Below are 19,314 nucleotides of genomic sequence, written 5' to 3'. Positions count from 1 at the left end.
AAACTCACGATTCTCACCAAGTATTGTAACTTAATCTTTGCTAAATATCATCTAATGTAACGTTCATACCGCAAAAAAAAATTACATACCAACTATTATAATATGAAAAATAAAAAAAACCATGTAAATTGTGGGGATTTTTTTTAACATCCCATACACTATCTAGTAACAATGCTAAAAATGGTTAACCGAGCGCCATTATCGTTGTTCTATAAATAGGTTTATTATGGGTTAGAGAATTGTCATTCTTACAAAATCTCGGTAAGATGCACAAGTTCTAATACAACTAACGACAATGAGGATTTAAAATGGCTAAAATTTTAACACAAGAATGGTTTGATAAAGTTGACGAATTAACTAACAAAGCAGGTGACCTAAATCTCCCACCCGCGATTAAAAATATGTCGATTAATTTACAAGTCACCGATAGCGACAATCAAGAAGTCAATGCAGCTTTTTACGATGGGACAATTCATCAGGGTTTGAAAGATGGCGCTTTAACCACCTTAAAACTGGATGCCGATACCTTAAAAGCGATATTTTTAGATCGTGATATGAACCGTGCGATGGAAGCCTTTATGTCTGGCAAAATCCGCGTCGAAGGCGATATGGGACAATTAATGTCAATCCAAACCGCAAGCCCAAGCGCTGAGCAAAAACAGCTTTTCAAAGACATCTTAGCCAATACACAAGTGTAATCGGGCTAATCAAATAATTTTGGATATTGCGCGCATTATCCGTGTGTTAACCGAAATATCACTAACACCCCGAGCACAAAGAAAATCATCGATAATATTCGGTGATTTTTTTTATCGCGTCCTTGGGTGGGGTACAGTAGCAAACCTGTGGTATAAACCATCAGACCATTGACTGGGCTAGTTTGAGTGGCTAAGGTGGTTTGGGCTGCTAAGGTCGTTTGAGCAGATAGTGGGAGTGGGCTGTGATTTACCAATCCAGTCTGGGCTTGGATAGCGTCTGAAGTAGAAACTGCGGATTTAGTCGACTGATTTGGCATGGGTCATCTTCCCAAAATAACTGATAGAACACTCATAAACGTTAGCGGATGATGTTGGGTAGGCTGTTGAGCCGCTATAGGATTTATGATGTTGATTGATAAAATTGATTAAAATCAAACTTAAAATAACGATAATATAAAATTATAGTCAACTCAATGAATTAAATAAAATAACGCGCAAAATTTACATTTATTTACAAAATAACAAAGCCACTGTCATAGTCGGCAGTGGCTTCAAGAAAATTAATCAATAATCTTACAGGGGAATGGCTTAAAACGCTCTGTAATTGGTGGCTGCTTTTTTCTGGTTTTCCACAAAAATAGTCCCCTGTAGCCAAATATTGGCTTGAATATAATCGTTAACTTGAATCGTCGCATCGATGTTATCGGCATTGACCGCTAAACGAATCACAACAGGATTATCAAGGCTTTCACGTAATATCACCACATCAAGCAATACAAATTCAACGTCGTTAAAGCTAGCAGTCTGTTTGCCAATAATTTGACCTTGACACCAGGCTTCATCTTGTTGACCGATGGTTTCACCAAATAAATAAGCACACATATGACCGACGTTGATTTCAATTGGCTCCAGCGGCAAGTCGTTTTCGCTAGGTTGCCAAGCGGCGATTTGGGCTTCAAGGTCTTTTGGGGCAACGTTATTATTTTTGGTCAAAATATCATTAAAAGCGCGGTGATAGCGAATCGCTTCAGGCTCATCAACCACAATAGTTTCTGAGCGGTTACTCAAGCTTACGGTGTAAGCAAATGCACTCAGATTGATTAAGTAGCGGTGATTTTTTTCATAGTTGTGCGCATTGATGGCATAATACTGGTCAAATACATACAGCACGGTATTGTCATCAGTTTTTAAGCGCAAAATCGCCTCTATCTGATTGTCACATTTATAGACACCTTCAATAGTGACCCATTGTCCATACGGGCTATTGACACAAGGAAACGCATTAATCAAACGTTTGGGTGAGCGATTGCTATCAATTTCAATCACTTGATTGACATGAATTGGCTGATTACCCGATAGTAAAATATGCGAAGACGTGGCGTTGGTAGTCTTTAGTGGGGTAGGGAGAGTGGCAGTATCGATATGCGATTGCAACCAATTTGGGACGTCATCGGGAATATTGTTGGTAAAACATGACCAGTGATCTGCATGACCAACCACTTGATCACAGTTTAGACTAATCGTATTGGGGGCATTTGAAGAAGAGGGTTGGTGAGTATTGGTCATAAGACGTCCTTTAAGTAACAACAGGTTTATTAGTAACAACAGGCTTATGTTACAAACAAACTTAATAAACTAAACAGCTGTCACGATATTTATCAAAATTTTAATGATTACATTATCAGCTATCAATAGGCTAATATCAGCCTTCAAATCATCCTGATTAAATCAACGAGTATCAGCTATTAACCTATCTGTTAACAATGGATTAACCCTTGATTAAGCAGGGATGAAATTTAATTCTGCTATGTTAATGGGGACATGCAGAATTTTTTCACCTTATTTTGCTTAAAACATCCACAATTTATTGCGCAGATATGTTTGATTCTGCGAATTTTTAGCAAAATTGCAAAAAAACTTTTGCCAAAACGGTAAAAAAATGTGTCAGACTAACACGCTTTTAGCAGGCTTGAATAATGGTTTTAGACATAAGCTATTTCATTGCCTGCTTGTATCATCAAAATAGTGATAATTTTTAGGAATGCTATGTTTCGACCGTTGGCTTTGTTTTTAGGATTACGGTATACCCGTGCTGAGCGAAGTAACCGATTTATTTCTTTTATTTCTTTGATTTCAATGGTGGGTTTGACGCTTGGCGTCGCTGTGCTCATTACCGTGTTATCGGTGATGAATGGCTTTGACCGCGAACTTAAGAGTCGTATTTTGGGGATGGTGCCGCAAGCCACCGTCACTGCCAGTGAAATTATCCCAAATTGGCAGACGCTAGCGCAAACGATTCAAAAAAACCCCAAAGTTGAAGCCGTCGCACCTTTTATCCAATTACAGGGTATGCTCACCGCGAATGGACAAGTGGCAGGTATCATGGTGACAGGTATTGAGCCAAGCTATGAGAAAAAAGTCTCGATTATTCATCAGCATATGGAAAGTGGTAGTGTCGATAGTCTAAGGGCAGGTCAATTTGACATTGTGATTGGCAAGCAAATGGCGGATTCACTGGGGGTGAAACAAGGCGATATGGTCACCTTGGTGTTACCAGAAGCTTCGCCATCGCCTGCTGGCGTGATTCCGCGCTTCAAGCGTTTTACCGTCACTGGGGTGTATGATATCAGCCCTGAAGTCAACAATATTATGGCATTCATCCCGATGAATGATGCGGCTACGTTATTGCGTCTGCCTGCGGGGGCCCAAGGTATTCGCATGAAGCTAAAGGATTTGTTTGCCGCACCACAAGTGGCTCAGCAAGCCGCGAGCCTAGCACCCAATATGCTTATGCCTAGTGACTGGACATCAACGCATGGGAATTTATTTGGTGCCATCCAAATGGAAAAAGCCATGGTGGGGTTATTGCTGTTTTTGATTATTTTGGTTGCTGCATTTAACATCGTCTCATCCTTGGTGATGCTGGTGACTGATAAAAAGGCGGACATTGCGATTTTAAAAACCTTTGGTGCGTCGCCTAAGCTCATAACCCAAGTATTTATGGTGCAAGGATTGTTTATCGGGGTGATTGGTACCGTCGCGGGAACTATTTTGGGCGTGATTTTAGCGTTGACCGTGAGCGATGTGGTAGGCGGTATTAATAGTTTATTTGGGTTACATTTATTTGATGCGTATTTTGTCAACTATTTACCTTCACAACTTGAATGGAAAGACGTAGCCATCATCGTGGCAGCCTCACTGGTAATAAGTTTTGTGGCAACCATTTATCCAGCACGCCGAGCAGCTAGCATTCAACCGGCTCAAACATTGCGTTATGAATAGGAGTGAGCCATGACGGCAATTTTAACAGGAAACAATATTACCAAGACCTATCAAGATGGTAAAACCACCACGAATGTGCTCAATCATTTGGATATCAGTATTAACAGTGGCGAGCGCATTGCCATTGTTGGCACGAGCGGGTCGGGTAAAAGTACCTTGCTACATATCTTGGGTGGCTTAGATGTGCCGACCAGTGGGGAAGTTTGGCTTCATGGGCAACGCATCAATGATCTGAATGAAACCCAGCGCGGTGAGCTTCGTAACCAGCATTTGGGCTTTATTTATCAGTTTCATCATTTGTTAGCGGAGTTTACTGCCATTGAAAATGTGGCAATGCCGCTATTGATGCGAAAAGCAGTGCCAATCGCAGTAGCGCGTCAACAGTCTATTGAATTACTGGAAAAAGTAGGATTGGGACATCGGTTGACCCATCGCCCAGGCGAGCTGTCTGGCGGTGAACGTCAACGGGTGGCGATTGCTAGGGCGCTGGTGACAAAGCCTTCATTAATACTGGCAGATGAGCCCACAGGGAACTTAGACTACGCCAATGCACAGGCGGTGTTTGAAATTCTGTCAGAGCTACAAAAAGATTTTAATACCGCGCTGTTGATGGTCACCCATGACCGGCAATTGGCGCAGTTGGCGGATAAGCAATTGGCCTTACAAAATGGCACGTGGGTGGCTTAATACTCATCGAGTAGCCAGCCGCTGATAAAAGCAAAGTATTCGCGAAACCACACATTTGGACGGATATACCAAGGAGTGTCAGACCCGACTACCTGTAAATTGGTATATCCTTGTCGTTTGCCAATAAGGCTTGCGCGCAAGGTGTGAAAATCACTGGTGACTGCGATTATCGGTTGATTTAAGGCAATCCCTTGCTGCGCTAAAATCGTTTTACTATTGACAAAGTTGAGCTCGGTGCTGGTGCTTTGTTCTTCAAGCGCAATATGCGCTAAGCTTATACCATAGGTGTCATGTAAATAGTCCGCCATCGCTTTGGCTTCACTGACATCCTCCCCCGCATCAAAACCACCACTGGTTATCACAACTGCGTTTGCAAAACGCTTGATGACTTCAGATGCTTTATCCAACCGCAGTTTTACCGCATCGGTCGGCTTATTATCTTTTGTTCCGCCACCTAAGACAATAATCGCTTGCGCTGCTTTAGGATGGTTATCGGTATTAAAGTGCTGTTTTAAATAGCTGACAAAGACACAAAAACTTATCAACCATACAAAAAATAATAGCCAAATCAGCTGCCATAATTTTTTTAGTGACGGCTGTGATGCCAAATAAAGTTGGATACGCTCCCAATATACCGCATGGGCTAAAAAAATTAGCCCTATGCCCAATGGTACTAGGGTGCCAATATGAAAAACACGATTGGCCAGCAATAGCCCACAGTCAACAACCAGTATTAATCCTGCAATCCCTAGACTGATTTGGATGCTTTTTTTGCCGAACACTGAGGCATTGTCATTGCCGCTACTAAATTGAGTCAACATCGATTAATAATTTCCAAAAGTTGCTATTTGTTTTACTATATCGTTCATTCGATAATTGTAAGGGAAGTAGCGAGCTATCGCTATCTTTATCAAGGATGAAACATGATTTGGCTCATCACGGTTGCCAGTTTGTTGGGTTTTTTAGTGGTAAATACACTAGCAAATCAACCCTTGATGATAGGTTCTGCGCTAGCCAGTTATGATGCAAAAATTTGGCAGATGTTATCAGTAGTACTATTGATAGCGCTGCTAATCAATGTAGGTTTATACCATGGCTGCAACCGTAAACAGCTAAAACGAGCGTCACCAAACCCTGCATTAGCCTACCGTTTTACCTTGCCGCTGTTAGCAAGTTTTATCTTTTTGCTGACGCTCATGTTGAGTGCCAGTTATGGTTTATATCATTACAAGCGGTATGAAAACGCGTTATTGCCCTCAGCGGTCACAGTGGATGCTATCGTTGAATCGCATCAGATCAGCGATACGGTGAGCCAAATGAGCCGATTATCAAATGATAATGCCCTAATTGGCAATGGTTTTATCAAACAAATCCTGCAAGTCCGCATTGATAAGGACGGCGATGCTGATGCATCAGCAACCCCTCAACCACCGCTAACGGCACTCATTACCGCTAACATCAAAGACAACCCTGATTGGGAAGCGCCCTTATCTCAGCTAAGACCTGGCATGCAGCTTAACGTAAAATTACAGCTTGAGCCCATTGCAAAGCCTAAGCCTACAAGTTTACCCAGCAATGCCAAACCGCTCAGGCTAGGATTTGATGAAGCGCAATGGTTAAGACAGCGGGGTGTGCAAGCAAAAGGAGTGATCATCGGTATTGAAAAAACGAGCCTACGGGAATTTAACCCATCTCATGTCACAGACCGTACGGTTATTGCTATTGAAAAATTGCGCTGGCAACTACGCCAAAAAATCCTCGCCAATTTGCATAGAGCCCATCTGAAACAATCCACCTCTATAGTCAATGCTAAAAACGATATTGCCCAACCCGTGCTTAAAAGTTCTGGTCAAAATTCTAGTCAGAGTGCTAGTCAAAGTTCTGGTCAAAGCGCTATTCAAAGCCACGCAATCTTATTGGGATTGTTAACGGGTGATAAAAGCCTGATGGATAGCGACCTTAAGAATCGCTATCAAGTCACGGGGATTAGCCATTTATTAGCAATTTCAGGCCCGCATGTGTTGATGCTCGCTGCTATCGTATCCATTCTTTTATTATGGCTCGTTAAATGGCTTGCGCCGCAGTTATTGGTCAAATTACCGAGTAGTTTGTTGGTGCTTTGGGTGAGTGTGGTGATGGCAGGGTTTTATGCGCTGCTGGTGGGTTTTGAAATACCTGCGCAGCGGACATTTTGGATGCTGTTACTACTCACGCTGTCGAAGCAGTTATTGGTTAATTTTTCTGCTTATCGGCTGTTGGCTTGGGTTGCGCTAGGCATGATTTGGCTAGAACCGACAGCAGTCGGGCAAGCAGGGTTTTGGTTGTCCTTTGTGGCGGTGGTTTTACTGTTAAAATTTAGCGAGACAATAGGGACAGTTAGCGCCGCTGAAATTAACAATGTTAGTCAGTTACTAGCGCCTACTGCACGCAGCGATGTGCTGAGTGGTTTTGTTAAAATTATAAGCCATCAATTCAAGGCGTTATTAAAACTGCAAATTTGGCTATTTTTTTGGATGCTGCCCATCGTGGTCTGGTTTTTTGGCAAAGTATCCGTCATTGGCATCTTGGTAAACTTGCTAGCCGTACCATTTTTAGGGTTGGTTGTTGTACCCTTGGATATGTTGGCAGGCGTCGTTAGTTGGCTACCTGTGGTAGGGGATTGGCTGAGCCAAATCATTTGGTCGATGCTAACAACCCTGCTCAATGTATTTCACTTTTTGCTCAATCAACTTATCGACACGGGTGTTGCCAAACAATCATTTTTTGCCTTGTCACAAACGCAGCTTGTCCTGTGTTTGTTCATTGCGCTACTGGGGTTGTTAAAAGGCTTGTTGCCTAGAATGCTGATGTTGCCACTGGCTATCTTGTTGATATTATTGCCACTGCAGCAGCGCAGCCTAAATAACAACAAGCCGACTCTAGCAGTTGGTGATAACCCTAAACTGGTGATTAGTTTATTAAAGAAAGGCGATGATAGCTGGCTGATTTTGTCCGATAACCAAATCAAAGCTGCGCAGGCGGATAAACCCAATTTTTTGAAAACCAAACCAGCTATCCGTAATGTTGCAGTTGATGAAGAAATCAGTTCGCTGTTGAACCGTGATATTTATCCGCTGTTGGCAAATCAGCAGGTTCACCGATTAACTGGCGTGATTAGTCAAACGCCCAGTGTTCGTGTCAATGAGCTGGTGCAACAACTGGCAACCCATGTACCTATTAAAGCCTACTGGCTGGCAGGGTATGATGTCGAACACAGCAGGCTTGATGTGACAGATAAGGCTGTATCTGCAAGTTTTCGTGCGATTACACCCCGCAGCTGCCAAACCGCCCAACGTTGGCAACAAGATGGCTTGGAAGTGACAGCGGTGTCGGGATGGCACTTGGATTTAGCCTTAACCGATGAGCAAAAGCTAGCGACCCAAACCTGTTATATTCACATTCGTTTCAAGCCACCAACTAGAAAGCCCTACGATGTGCTGATGTTGGCAGGAAATAGCGATATCCCCATGCAAATGACTGAAAAATTATGCACGGTGTCGGCGACCCATTTACTCATTCAGCCCTATACGTTATCCATTAAACCATCGTGGCTAGCGTTGACTAAACCTTCCTTACTGCATGTGGTCACAGGCGCGTATAAGTCGCAAAAACTGGGCGAAGATAGCCAATTATCGCTGGCTAGTTGGTCAGTGGATAAGCCTGCAGACCACCCATTCGAAGTCCTGTATGCCGATCAAGTGGGCGCGGTAATTTACACGCTTACCCCAGATGATACGGACTGATACTTGACGATTTGGCTACAAGGCAGTGATTGTAATTTTGACCGCTTCCCCCTATCATGGGCGGTAAATTACCTATTGCTAAGGAACTTTTATGTCAGATAATTGGCCACCCGATCCCAACCAACCCTCACAGTCAAAGCCACCTGTTCAACCAAACCATGCACAAAACTTGCCACCCAATGCGCCATACGCAGGCAAAGAATGGCAATTGCTAGAAAAAACCCTGATGGCAAGCCTTGTGGAGCAGCGCCGTGCAAGACGCTGGGGTATTTTCTTTAAGCTTATCACCTTGGGGTATGTGCTACTATTTGGCGCGGTAGTGGCAAAAGGCTGTAGTGGCTCTGCCAAAAGTGGCGTGAGTGATATCGATATGAGCAAACCGCATTTAGCCGTCGTCGATGTCAAAGGCGTTATCAGCAGCGACAATGAAGCCAATAGTCAAGCGGTGGGCGAAGCATTGACGGAAGCGTTTAACAACGACCAAGCGCAAGCGGTGGCGTTACGCATCAACTCACCGGGTGGTTCGCCTGTACAATCCGATGAAATCTGGCAAACCATGACCGAATTGAGAAAAGCCCATCCTAACAAAAAACTGTATGCCGTTATCGAAGATATGGGTGCTTCAGGCGCGTATTATATCGCATCTGCAGCTGATGAAATTTGGGTCAATCCCTCAAGCTTGGTCGGCTCAATCGGCGTGATTATGCCAAGCTACAATGTCCAAGGTTTGATGGATAAACTAGGCGTTAAAGATGGCACCATGACAGCCGGTGCGCACAAAGATATTTTAAGCATGAGTCGCCCGCTCTCCGAGTTTGAGCGCCAGCATGTACAAGGTGTCCTTGATAACACCCACGCCCACTTTATTAATGCTGTCAAACAAGGTCGCGGCAATCGCCTCAAAAATCCTGACGCCAATCAGCTTTTTTCCGGGTTGTTTTGGAGTGGTGAGCAAGCGATTAATCTCGGTTTGGCGGATAAAAAAGGCGGCATCAGTACCCTTGAGTCTCAGCTAAAACTAGACAATGTAGTGGAATATAACCCAGAAGACCCGGTGAAAAAAGTGTTCGGTAAATTTGCTAGCCAAATCGGCTATGGGTTTGGCGAAACGGTCTCCAAAGGCTTTGCCAGCCAATTAACTCAAGCGGCTGCAAATGATAAAGGGATGCAATAACCATGTCATCTGAGACGAGTCAGCATCCATTAGCCAATGGTTTGCCCTCTGCCCCAACGCTAGCGACAGGCATAGAGGGGATAACAGCGATAGAAGTGACAGGGCAAAAACCGCTGATACACTTCGCGCATGCCAATGGTATTCCATCGCGAACCTATCAATATCTGTTTGATTTGCTGAGTGATGAATTTGATATTGTCTATATCCCAGCGTTAGGGATTGACCCGCGTTATCCGGTTGATAATCATTGGCAAAAACTGACCCAACAAGTGATTGATAGCATTCAAGCGCACCTAAGCGCGCGCGGGCAAACCAAGGTCATCGGACTAGGGCATTCGCTTGGCGCATTGTGCACACTGCAAGCCAGCTATGAGGCGCCCGAGCTATTTAGCCAAGTGATTGCCTTAGACCCACCGCTCATTCATGGCTACTATTCAATGGCACTACATTGGGCAAAACGCTTTAGCCCACGGTTGGTAGATAGGCTCACGCCTGCAGGTCTATCAAGCCATCGCCGTGACATCTGGCCAAGCCGTGAAGTTGCCTACGAGCATCTGCGACATAAAGCATTCTATCGACACTTTGATGAGCGCTGTTTTAATGATTTTATTCGTTATGGCTTGACTGATACGGCAGATGGGCAAGTGACGCTTACCATTCCAAAAGCGGTGGAAGTAGCGGTGTTTCGCACTAATCCCTCACTTTACTGGCAAAAACCTAACCATCCGCCGGCTGTCCCTGCCAAGCAAATAATTGGTAAAGATAGCCTGTTTTTCAAACGCGGGTTTCCTGCGCTGGTCAAACAGCGTATGGGCATTGATTTTGAAGTGCATGAAGGGGGGCACATGTTCCCGCTAGAATACCCAGCCAGTACGTTTGAACGAATCAAAGCGCTTATTTACTCAGTCAATCATGATATCCAGTAACAAAACCAATAGCCATTCAAAGGTTTAATGTGCAAAATTTATCGTTACAGCCTAGCACCCCCATCTATGATTTGCCAAAGACCATTGTGCTATCTATGGTGTTATTGGCGGTGTTTTTTGCCAGTCAATTGATGGGCGTGGTGTTATTTGCACCATGGGTGCTACAAGATGCAGCAGATTTGGATATCGCTGAAAAAGTGTTGCAGGGCAGTGAAAACGGCACGTTAATGAGTCTATCGTTAGGCTTTACCTTAGCCATGGTGATAGGCTGCGTTTATTTGTTTATTCGATTCAAAAACAGCCGTGTCAAAGATTATCTTGCCCTTAAATCCTTTACTTGGTATCAGTTGTTACAATGCGGCGCGCTGTTGATTGTGCTAAATGTTATCATTAATCTAGTCACCGTCTGGCTGGGTCGCGAGCCCATGATGTTTATGGACAATCTTGCCGAGTCCGCACATCCAAGGTGGCTGCTTGTGCTGGCGATGGTGGTATTTGCGCCGATTTATGAAGAAGTGATATTTCGCGGGTTTATGTGGACAGGGCTTGCCAGCTCAAAGCTCGGTATGTGGGGTGCCAGTGTGCTGACCAGTATTGTATTTGCGGTGATTCATATGCAATACGGGGTGGTCGAGTTGTTGGGGATTTTTTGTCTAGCGATGTTATTTAGCTATGGGCGTATCATGTCAGGGTCACTGTTATTGCCTGTGGTGTTGCATATGATGAATAATGGCTTGGCGATGTGGCAGTATTTATACAGTTAGTCTTTTTTAGCTAACTTTTAACCCGCATTTAACGCCAAAACCGCTTCACCCGCTTCACGAACTTGGGCAACCGAGAGGGATTTTTGCCCGCTAAGTGCCTGACGCCATTTACGACTGCCTGTCAATCCTTGAAACAAGCCTAAATAATGGCGCATAATGACCGTCAATGGTGTGCCACGCGCGTCACTGGCTGCCAAAAAATCCAGTAATTGATAAAAAATATCCGCTCGGCTAGGTACTGGCTCGTCCCACAGCTGCATGGCTTCGGCTAGAATATAAGGGTTGTGATAAGCTTCACGCCCAATCATCACACCATCGACTTTCGTCAGATGGGTTTTGATTTCATCAATAGTGGTGATACCGCCATTGATTTCCACAAATACATCGGGAAAATCCTGCTTTAAGCGGTACACATCCTCATAGCGAAGGGGCGGAATTTCACGATTTTGTTTAGGGCTTAAGCCTTGTAGCCAAGCGGTGCGCGCATGGACGATGACATGCTGACAACCTGCTTTCACCACATGATCTACAAAATCCGCCATAAACTCATAACTATCAAAATTATCAATGCCAATACGATGCTTGACAGTGATGGGAATATCCACCGCATCACGCATGGCAGAGACAATATCTGTCACCAATTTGGGCTCTGCCATCAAGCACGCCCCGATTTTGTAATGTTGTACCCGATCGGACGGGCAGCCGACATTTAGGTTAATTTCATCGTAACCATAGTCCTGTCCGATTTTTGCACAGCGCGCCAATTCGTCAGGATTTGAGCCGCCAAGCTGAAGCACCAAAGGATGTTCATTGGGATAAAATCGCAGCTGATAGTCTGTATCTCCCTGCAATATCGCCGAGGTACTGATCATTTCAGTATAAAGGTAAGTATAAGGATTGAATAATCGAGCAAAGTAACAGTAATCGCGTGTACTCCAATCAATCATCGGTGCGGTGGACAATCGTTTATGCTGCATTGTGGTCATAGGCAGGGTTATAGGCAGTGTCATAGGCAAATATTCAAACAAGTGGCTAATCTATAGCTAATCTGTCAAAGAAAGCACTAAAAAAAGCGATGGTAAAACAACTATCAGGGATGAAAAAGCTTAGGAATTCATCAGCCGCTTATCTTCCATGCGATACAAACCATGCAAATTAGTCAACAACATACCCATGATAATGCCAATCACACAGACAAACACCAGATACAAGGCGCTTGAAAGCATTAATTTACGTGAAAAATAAACCAATAGCACAGGCAATAATGCGCCTGTCAATGCATACGCCACGTTATAGGTAAAGCTAATACCACTTAGGCGTACACTCACTGGAAACAGACGCACACAAATACTTGGGACTAAGCCAATCACGCCAGAGAAAAACCCTAAAATCGCATAGTTAATCAGTAGTAACTCGCTACTGTTTTTTAGTGAAACAAAGAAAATAACACTGGCAATGCTTAAAAATATACAGCCTAAAGTAAATACACGACCTGAGTTAAAACGATCGGCAAAATAACCATAGGTTAACGCCCCCAATCCACCAAAGATAATACCCACTCCATTGGATATCATCATCAAACTGGTATCGACATCAAAAAACTGGATGCCCAAAATCGGCAAAAGCAAATAAATCGTCAGATAAATACTGGCGGTAAACCAAGACAAACCCAGCGTCATCACCGTACCATAACGGTATTTGATAATAGCTCGGCGTATTGGCAGACGTTTAACCAAGCGATTTTTAGACTTAGCCATCAGCCAAAGCGGGGTTTCTTCAAGCTTGGCTCGTAACAGCACCGCAAATAGCGTACCGATACTAGCGAGGACAAAAGGAATACGCCAACCATACGATTGCATCTGGGTAGGGGTGAGCATATTTGATAACGTGGAGCTTAAAATATTGCCCATCAAAGTCGACAAAATCAGTGCACTAATAAGACCGCCACACACTGACCCTAATTGACGCCGTGGCATATGCTCAGCAATGTATACCCATGAAGCGGGCACCTCAGCGCCATAGCCAAAGCCTTGAATTAAACGCAATAATAGCATGAGAACAATCGCTGCCACACCGATATGATGATAGGTAGGCAAACAGGCAATCACTAAACCAGACGCACCCACCAACAGCAAACTATACAGCAACACAGGTTTTCTGCCATAACGATCGCCGATATCACCCAATATCAAACCGCCTAGCGGTCTTGACATGTAACCGGCTAAAATCAGCAGCAAAAAACAAATCGACTTTAACGACTCAGGTATATTTTCTGGGAAAAAAGCTTGATTGATACTATCATTAAAATAAAAATAAATCGTAAAATCAAAGGAAGCAAAAAAAGCCCCAAAAATCGTTAAATACACCACGTTTTTTTCGTAGCGATTTAAATCCCTAATTTCTTCGTTGGCATCATGAAAAAATGGCATAGTCGACAATATTACCTAGAAGCTGGCTAAAGGTTTGCAAGCTTTATAATCAATGGAAAAATAGGTTGTTTAACGTGCTAAAAAATTAAATTCGTCAGTATTCATCCGATAAATTGAATCACTTGAAAAATTGAACAGTAATTTATCAAAACTGTAATAAATTTAATTATTTAAATAAATACTACAAGCAAACGTCATGATTTAACAGTTGAGATATATTACTTTTTGAAACCGCATACTATAGTGATTTTGGTACTATTTTTACTACCAAAAATGTGTGTTTTTTGTAATATAGCTGCTTACAATAAGCGCTTAAATGGCAATGCCGAAAAAATCTTTAGCCAAAGTCCATTTACAAACGTCATGTGCGGCTCTTTATCCAAAGTGATAAGCTTTTTATTGGTTTTATCATCATGGGTTTGCCACGTCAGTTGTTCATTATCCTTAAGATGCACGCGGTAACTGACATTGAGCATGGAGTTATCGAACGTATTATGGAAGGATTTGGTAAGCGCTTTATCTTCAATCAGCACACCAAGCTCAGTATTTATATTGGCAGAGCGCGGATCCACATTGTAAGAACCGATAAAAGTATATTTGTCATCCACGGCAAAAGCTTTGGTATGCAAACTGGTGCTGTATTTACTGCGATATAAGCTACGTTTTTTGCGGCGAAAGTCTGCATCGGCAGAGGATTTTAGCTCATACAGTCCAATTCCTGCTTTGAGCATCGGCACGCGTGCCACGTTATACCCAGAATGCACGATAGGCACATCGGTTGATTCATACGAGTTGGTAAAAATATTGATTTTTACCCCGTTTTCCATGAGTTTGCTCAGTTGCAGCACGCCCAAGTCAGTGGGTACAAAATACGATGAGACAATGGTCAATTGCTGTTTTGGGGTGCCAATACGTGCCCGAAGCTTGGATACCAATCGGCTATCTTTATCATCTTGGTTGAGTAGTTTTTTGACATCATCTGCCAAAAACTGCATTGGTTGCCAACGAAATTGGATTTTTTTGTTATACAGTTGTTTGTCAACTATTGCGCCATTTTGTACCCGATAAAGTTGCGAGCTTTTATGCAGATGGGACTGGCTGTTGATCGGTGCAATCGCGGTCAAAGTCCCCAAAAATGGCTCATCGCTTTTATTACGATCGGGGTTTTTTGAGGGTTTGACCAAACGCTCGATATCATACGATAGAGGACTATCCCAATAATCTTCAAAACTCTCATTGATTTGGTTGACCACTTTGCCGGCAAGCAAAACATCCAAATCAGCAAACTCAGCAATGCTATCTTTACGCAGATATTCATCGCCAATATTGCGCCCACCAATGATGGATAACTGGCGGTCAAAGGTCATGCTTTTATTGTGCATGCGGCGTTGGTAGCGGGGCAGTGCTACCACAAAATTGGCGGGGGTAAAGCCGCGCACCACTTTGGGGTTAATCAATCGCACTTGGATATTAGCATGCGCAGCAAAGGCAAGCAGCTGTTGGTCAAGTTCAGGATTGGTGTTTAAATCATCGAGTAACAGTCGTACTTTGACACCCCGATTGGCGGCTTGGTACAAGTCTTTAAGCATCAATTGCCCTGCTGCATCGTTGTGCCAAATATAGTATTGGATATCAATGGTTTGCTGAGCCATTTCGGTCAAAATACTGCGTGAGGCGAACGCATCACTGCTATCAATCAGCGGATAATAACCGGAAAATTTGCTTGGTGAGGGGTTTTTGCTGGCACTGATACGGCTGATTAAATAATGACCTTGTGTACGCGATTTTTCGGAAAATTTTTGCGCACCTGTCAGCTGCGTTGGTACAGTTGGCGTAGCGGCGATATGAGGGTTGTTCGGCAGCATTTGGCAAGCGGTAAGTAGCGTAAGTAGCAGCGTAAATAGCAATGGCAAGCAAAATGTCACAATCTTGGGCGTGAGTTTTTGCGATACCAAGGTGACCAACACTAATCTGACAAAGCCAACAGATGATGAATAAAATGCTGCTACCAAAGCCTGAATCCTTTTAAAAAAATCACTGATTAACGTGGCACTCACCTAAGAAAAGTTGGTTGTCATGGCGTTTTTGCATAAAATACTGACTTGAAAGCCACCGTCAAATCCAACTTATGCTATCATAATTTATTTGATGCACAAAAGATGTAACATTATGACCCAATTAGACCCCAACTGGCAAAGTGATGCACTTGATTTAAGCCTAGACTATGCCGACCAAACCATCGCCGTGCGGGGCGGTTACCACCGTACCGATGAAGGCGAACATAACGAAGCGATTTTTACCACCAGCTCCTACGTATACAACAATGCCGCCGATGCCGCCGACCATTTTAATGGTAATAAAAAAGGCAATGTCTACTCGCGCCATACCAATCCGACGGTGCGCGCTTTTGAGCGTAGATTGGCAGCTTTAGAGGAAGGCGAGCGCTGCGTTGCAACCGCATCAGGCATGGGCGCGATTTTGACCATGTGTTTGGCGTACTTGCAAGCCGGTGACCATCTGCTAGCAGCCAAGCAATTATTTGGCTCATCCGTCGCCCTGTTTGATACCTACTTTAAAGCGTTTGGCGTCGAGGTGAGTTATGTCGACTGCTTTGACAATGACGCTTGGCAAAACGCGATGCAGCCAAATACCAAGGTGCTGTACTGCGAAAGCCCCTCCAATCCTTTGGCGCAAATTGCCGATTTAAGCTTTTTATCAAGGCTGGCGCATGATCACGATGCGCTATTAATCGTCGATAACTGCTTTGCAACCCCCGCCATTCAAAAACCTTTGATGTTGGGTGCGGATGTGGTATTGCATTCCGCCAGTAAATATATTGACGGTCAAGGCCGTGTGCTAGGCGGTGCATTGGTCGGCAACGATGAATTAATGGAAAAAGCCTTTGGGGTAGTGCGTACCGGCGGGATTAGTCTATCGCCATTTAATGCGTGGGTGTTGCTAAAGGGTCTAGAAACCTTGTCGCTACGTATGAAAGCCCACTGCGAAAATGCCAATCAAATCGCTAAATTTTTGCACAATCACCCAAAAGTCAGCAAAGTGCATTTTTCAGGGTTGCCCGATCACCCATCCCATGACATCGCCAAACGCCAACACACGGCACTCAAAAATGTACAAGGCGGTGCGTTTGGCGCCATTATTGGCTTTGAGGTGGCTGACCAAGCGGCAGCCTGGCATGTTATCGATAGTACCAACATGATTTCGATTACCAATAACCTAGGTGATGCCAAAAGCACCATTACCCATCCTGCGACGACGACGCATTTTCGCATGACACCTGAAGCAAGAATCGAGGCAGGCGTGAGCGAAGGCTTAATTCGCTTCTCGGTGGGGCTTGAAGATGTCGATGATATTATCGCTGATTTAAAACGCGGTTTGGATACACTCGCCTGATATAAACCCAAAGCCACTAGCCAGAACCCAAAAGCCAGTAGCAAAATTTACTGGCTTTTTTATGTCACTGTTTTATTGCGCTTTTTTATCTAACTTTTTTATTTCAGCGCATTGACCAGCAACGGCAATATTTTTCCCGCGTTGTCGGGTAACACGATGTCAACCGCTGGGTTCTGGGTCGGATTGGGATTAATCTCGATGACGGTTGCACCCTGTTGTTTTGCCAAATCAATCAAGCCCGCCGCAGGATAGACCACGCTTGATGTGCCGATACTCACCAATACGTCGCAATTGAGCGTTGCCGTTTCTGCTGTTTGCCAAGCCTCCTGGGGCAACATCTCGCCAAACCACACAATATCCGGGCGAATCAAACCGCCGCATTCACAATGCTTTAACTCAGTGTCTGTGATAGCAATCGCTTTGGTATACGGTTTGCCGCAATCATGACAACGATTTTTGGCCAAATCCCCATGCAGTTTTGCCACCGTGGCACCGCCTTGCTCATGCAGATTGTCGACATTTTGGCTAAACAGCGTCCAAGTTTTGCCTTGCTCTTTTGCCAATGCTTGCCATTCACCTAAGGCAAAATGGGCAGGATTGGGCTGTTTATCGGCGATTTGTCCACGCCACCATTGGTGCCATTGCCACACCAATGCAGGCTCATTTTCAAATGCTTGAACACTCACCAAATATTCGGCTTGGTATTGTTGCCAAAGTCCGGTAAGTTTATCCCGAAAAGTCGAAATGCCACTTTCAGCCGAGACGCCTGCCCCTGTCAGGATGGCAATATTTTGGGCGCATTTAATAACATCAGCGGCTTTATAGAGAGCGACCTCTAGCGATGCGGGTGTAGTTGTTGTCATAGTAATAGTCATAGTTTTTTTATGTGAGTAATTTTAGATTAGCAGTTGTATGTTAAAAATTTGGGCTAACGATTAGCAATAGACAGTTTGCGGTCAAATTCGCTACAATGAGCCACCAACATTAGAAACAAACAGGAACACTCATGAACTTACAAGCCCTCATGCAACAAGCGCAAATGATGCAAAAGCAAGTCGAAAAAAACGTTGAAAATGCCAAGAAAAAATTGGCAGAAAAAGAAGTGCATGCCGAAGCGGGTAGTGGCTTAGTGAAAGTCACCATGAATGGTCGCCATGTGGTCAAACGTTTATCAATCGATCCAAGCCTACTGCAAGACGACCCTGATATGATTGAAGATTTGATTGCGGCTGCTATCAATGATGCCGTGCGTCAGGCCGATGAACTACACGAGACTGAAATGGCGAGTGCCACCAATGGCATGGGTTTACCACCCGGCATGAATGGTTTATTTTAAACCCATTAGGACTATACTATGGTTATAAAGTAGCGCTATAAAATAGTGGAAAATTGCCTTGCGATTAGGCAGGCAAACCCCCATAAAAAGCTGATAATTGATTGTCAGCTTTTTTTATTTTTTATCATTTTTATAAGAATGCGCCTATGCTTACGCCAAAATTTGATGAACTTGTAAAACAACTCAAAGTACTACCTGGGGTCGGACCCAAATCTGCCCAGCGCATGGCACTGCATTTGCTTAGCTATAAGCGCCCGCAAGGTCAAGCACTGGGCGAAGCCTTGATTGTGGCGATGCATGATATCAAACAATGCCAAGTATGCCGTGGTTTATCAGATGAAGATATTTGCCCGATATGTAGCGATCCGCGCCGCAATGAGCGCGTGCTTTGTATCGTAGAGACGGCAGCAGACATGATGGCAATCGAGCAAACCGCCAATTTTAACGGTAAATACTTTGTGCTTGGCGGGCATTTATCACCCATTGATGGCATTGGTGTCGAGCAGCTCGGCATCAATCAGCTGATTGGGCTGTTAAAGCAACACCAAGCCGCGCAAACTCCCGTAGAAGAAATCATCTTGGCAACCAGTACCACTGTAGAAGGGCAAACCACCGCGCATTTTATCAGTGAAGCGGTCAAGCCTTACGTCACTCATATCAGCCGGATTGCCCAAGGAATTCCGATGGGCGGCGAGCTTGAGTATTTAGATAGTATGACACTGGGTCAAGCCCTGCAAAATCGTGGACGGTTATAAAATATTTTCATCAGTTTGACAAGACAAAATCTTAGATTCATCATAAAATACGCTTAAATTATCCGTCCAC

General features: G+C 44.0%; 17 protein-coding genes. 10 read left to right on the top strand and 7 right to left on the bottom strand.

The window, feature by feature from the left end:
* Positions 1-308 precede the first annotated feature (308 nt).
* Positions 309-698 carry an SCP2 sterol-binding domain-containing protein gene (locus tag H9W84_RS07690; protein ID WP_036597947.1) on the top strand — a complete coding sequence of 130 codons (390 nt, stop codon included), beginning with the start codon at positions 309-311 and terminating at the stop codon, positions 696-698.
* Between the two features lie 35 nt (positions 699-733).
* On the opposite strand, the gene H9W84_RS07685 is transcribed toward H9W84_RS07690, so the two are convergent.
* Both H9W84_RS07685 and H9W84_RS07680 read right to left on the bottom strand, forming a co-directional pair.
* Positions 734-1,015: a hypothetical protein gene (locus tag H9W84_RS07685; RefSeq protein ID WP_239742842.1), complete on the bottom strand. Its 282-nt coding sequence runs from the start codon at positions 1,013-1,015 to the stop codon at positions 734-736.
* A gap of 271 nt (positions 1,016-1,286) precedes the next feature.
* Entirely contained in the window at positions 1,287-2,264 is a 978-nt protein-coding gene (locus H9W84_RS07680) for a hypothetical protein (RefSeq protein WP_239742840.1), read from the bottom strand.
* A 480-nt stretch (positions 2,265-2,744) separates the two neighbouring features.
* Between H9W84_RS07680 and H9W84_RS07675 the strand changes: the two genes are divergently transcribed.
* Entirely contained in the window at positions 2,745-3,980 is a 1,236-nt protein-coding gene (locus H9W84_RS07675) for a lipoprotein-releasing ABC transporter permease subunit (RefSeq protein ID WP_239742838.1), read from the top strand.
* 9 nt (positions 3,981-3,989) lie between these two features.
* Positions 3,990-4,667: a lipoprotein-releasing ABC transporter ATP-binding protein LolD gene (lolD, locus tag H9W84_RS07670; protein WP_007115912.1), complete on the top strand. Its 678-nt coding sequence runs from the start codon at positions 3,990-3,992 to the stop codon at positions 4,665-4,667.
* Here lolD and H9W84_RS07665 read toward each other — a convergent pair.
* The gene (locus tag H9W84_RS07665; RefSeq protein WP_083102214.1) at positions 4,664-5,488 is read right to left on the bottom strand and encodes a YdcF family protein; all 825 of its coding nucleotides are present in this window, start codon (positions 5,486-5,488) and stop codon (positions 4,664-4,666) included. The genes lolD and H9W84_RS07665 overlap by 4 nt on opposite strands.
* A gap of 102 nt (positions 5,489-5,590) precedes the next feature.
* On the opposite strand from H9W84_RS07665, the gene H9W84_RS07660 reads away from it, so the two are divergent.
* The 4 genes from H9W84_RS07660 to H9W84_RS07645 all read left to right on the top strand — a co-directional run bounded on the left by H9W84_RS07660 (position 5,591) and on the right by H9W84_RS07645 (position 11,313).
* Positions 5,591-8,449, top strand: coding sequence for a ComEC/Rec2 family competence protein (locus H9W84_RS07660; RefSeq protein ID WP_239742837.1), 2,859 nt, complete (start codon positions 5,591-5,593; stop codon positions 8,447-8,449).
* Between the two features lie 91 nt (positions 8,450-8,540).
* Positions 8,541-9,623, top strand: a complete 1,083-nt coding sequence (sppA, locus tag H9W84_RS07655) for a signal peptide peptidase SppA (protein WP_239742835.1) — start codon at positions 8,541-8,543, stop codon at positions 9,621-9,623.
* Positions 9,624-9,625: 2 nt separating this feature from the next.
* Positions 9,626-10,549, top strand: a complete 924-nt coding sequence (locus H9W84_RS07650) for an alpha/beta fold hydrolase (protein ID WP_201666041.1) — start codon at positions 9,626-9,628, stop codon at positions 10,547-10,549.
* A gap of 29 nt (positions 10,550-10,578) precedes the next feature.
* A complete protein-coding gene (locus H9W84_RS07645; protein ID WP_227715593.1) occupies positions 10,579-11,313 on the top strand; it encodes a CPBP family intramembrane glutamic endopeptidase in 735 nt (244 codons plus the stop codon).
* A 17-nt stretch (positions 11,314-11,330) separates the two neighbouring features.
* Here H9W84_RS07645 and dusA read toward each other — a convergent pair whose 3' ends face one another.
* The 3 genes from dusA to H9W84_RS07630 form a co-directional block, all read right to left on the bottom strand.
* On the bottom strand, positions 11,331-12,299 hold the full coding sequence (gene dusA / locus H9W84_RS07640) for a tRNA dihydrouridine(20/20a) synthase DusA (RefSeq protein WP_144917973.1): 969 nt from the start codon (positions 12,297-12,299) through the stop codon (positions 11,331-11,333).
* A 120-nt stretch (positions 12,300-12,419) separates the two neighbouring features.
* The gene (locus tag H9W84_RS07635; RefSeq protein WP_239742833.1) at positions 12,420-13,742 is read right to left on the bottom strand and encodes an MFS transporter; all 1,323 of its coding nucleotides are present in this window, start codon (positions 13,740-13,742) and stop codon (positions 12,420-12,422) included.
* Positions 13,743-14,041: 299 nt separating this feature from the next.
* On the bottom strand, positions 14,042-15,754 hold the full coding sequence (locus tag H9W84_RS07630; RefSeq protein WP_239742831.1) for a phospholipase D family protein: 1,713 nt from the start codon (positions 15,752-15,754) through the stop codon (positions 14,042-14,044).
* A 157-nt stretch (positions 15,755-15,911) separates the two neighbouring features.
* Between H9W84_RS07630 and H9W84_RS07625 the strand changes: the two genes are divergently transcribed.
* Positions 15,912-17,153, top strand: a complete 1,242-nt coding sequence (locus H9W84_RS07625) for an O-succinylhomoserine sulfhydrylase (RefSeq protein ID WP_239742829.1) — start codon at positions 15,912-15,914, stop codon at positions 17,151-17,153.
* Between the two features lie 98 nt (positions 17,154-17,251).
* Here H9W84_RS07625 and H9W84_RS07620 read toward each other — a convergent pair whose 3' ends face one another.
* Positions 17,252-18,016 (bottom strand): NAD-dependent deacylase, encoded by a 765-nt coding sequence (locus H9W84_RS07620; RefSeq protein ID WP_239742827.1) that lies wholly within the window; start codon positions 18,014-18,016, stop codon positions 17,252-17,254.
* 143 nt (positions 18,017-18,159) lie between these two features.
* Between H9W84_RS07620 and H9W84_RS07615 the strand changes: the two genes are divergently transcribed.
* Both H9W84_RS07615 and recR read left to right on the top strand, forming a co-directional pair.
* The gene (locus tag H9W84_RS07615) at positions 18,160-18,489 is read left to right on the top strand and encodes a YbaB/EbfC family nucleoid-associated protein (RefSeq protein WP_007115923.1); all 330 of its coding nucleotides are present in this window, start codon (positions 18,160-18,162) and stop codon (positions 18,487-18,489) included.
* A gap of 146 nt (positions 18,490-18,635) precedes the next feature.
* The gene (gene recR / locus H9W84_RS07610) at positions 18,636-19,244 is read left to right on the top strand and encodes a recombination mediator RecR (protein ID WP_239742825.1); all 609 of its coding nucleotides are present in this window, start codon (positions 18,636-18,638) and stop codon (positions 19,242-19,244) included.
* Positions 19,245-19,314 lie beyond the last annotated feature (70 nt).

The sequence above is a fragment of the Moraxella tetraodonis genome (assembly GCF_022359095.1).
GTDB lineage: Bacteria > Pseudomonadota > Gammaproteobacteria > Pseudomonadales > Moraxellaceae > Faucicola > Faucicola tetraodonis.
The sequence above is the reverse complement of the archived record's forward strand: the minus strand, read 5'-3'. Positions and strand labels throughout refer to the sequence as shown.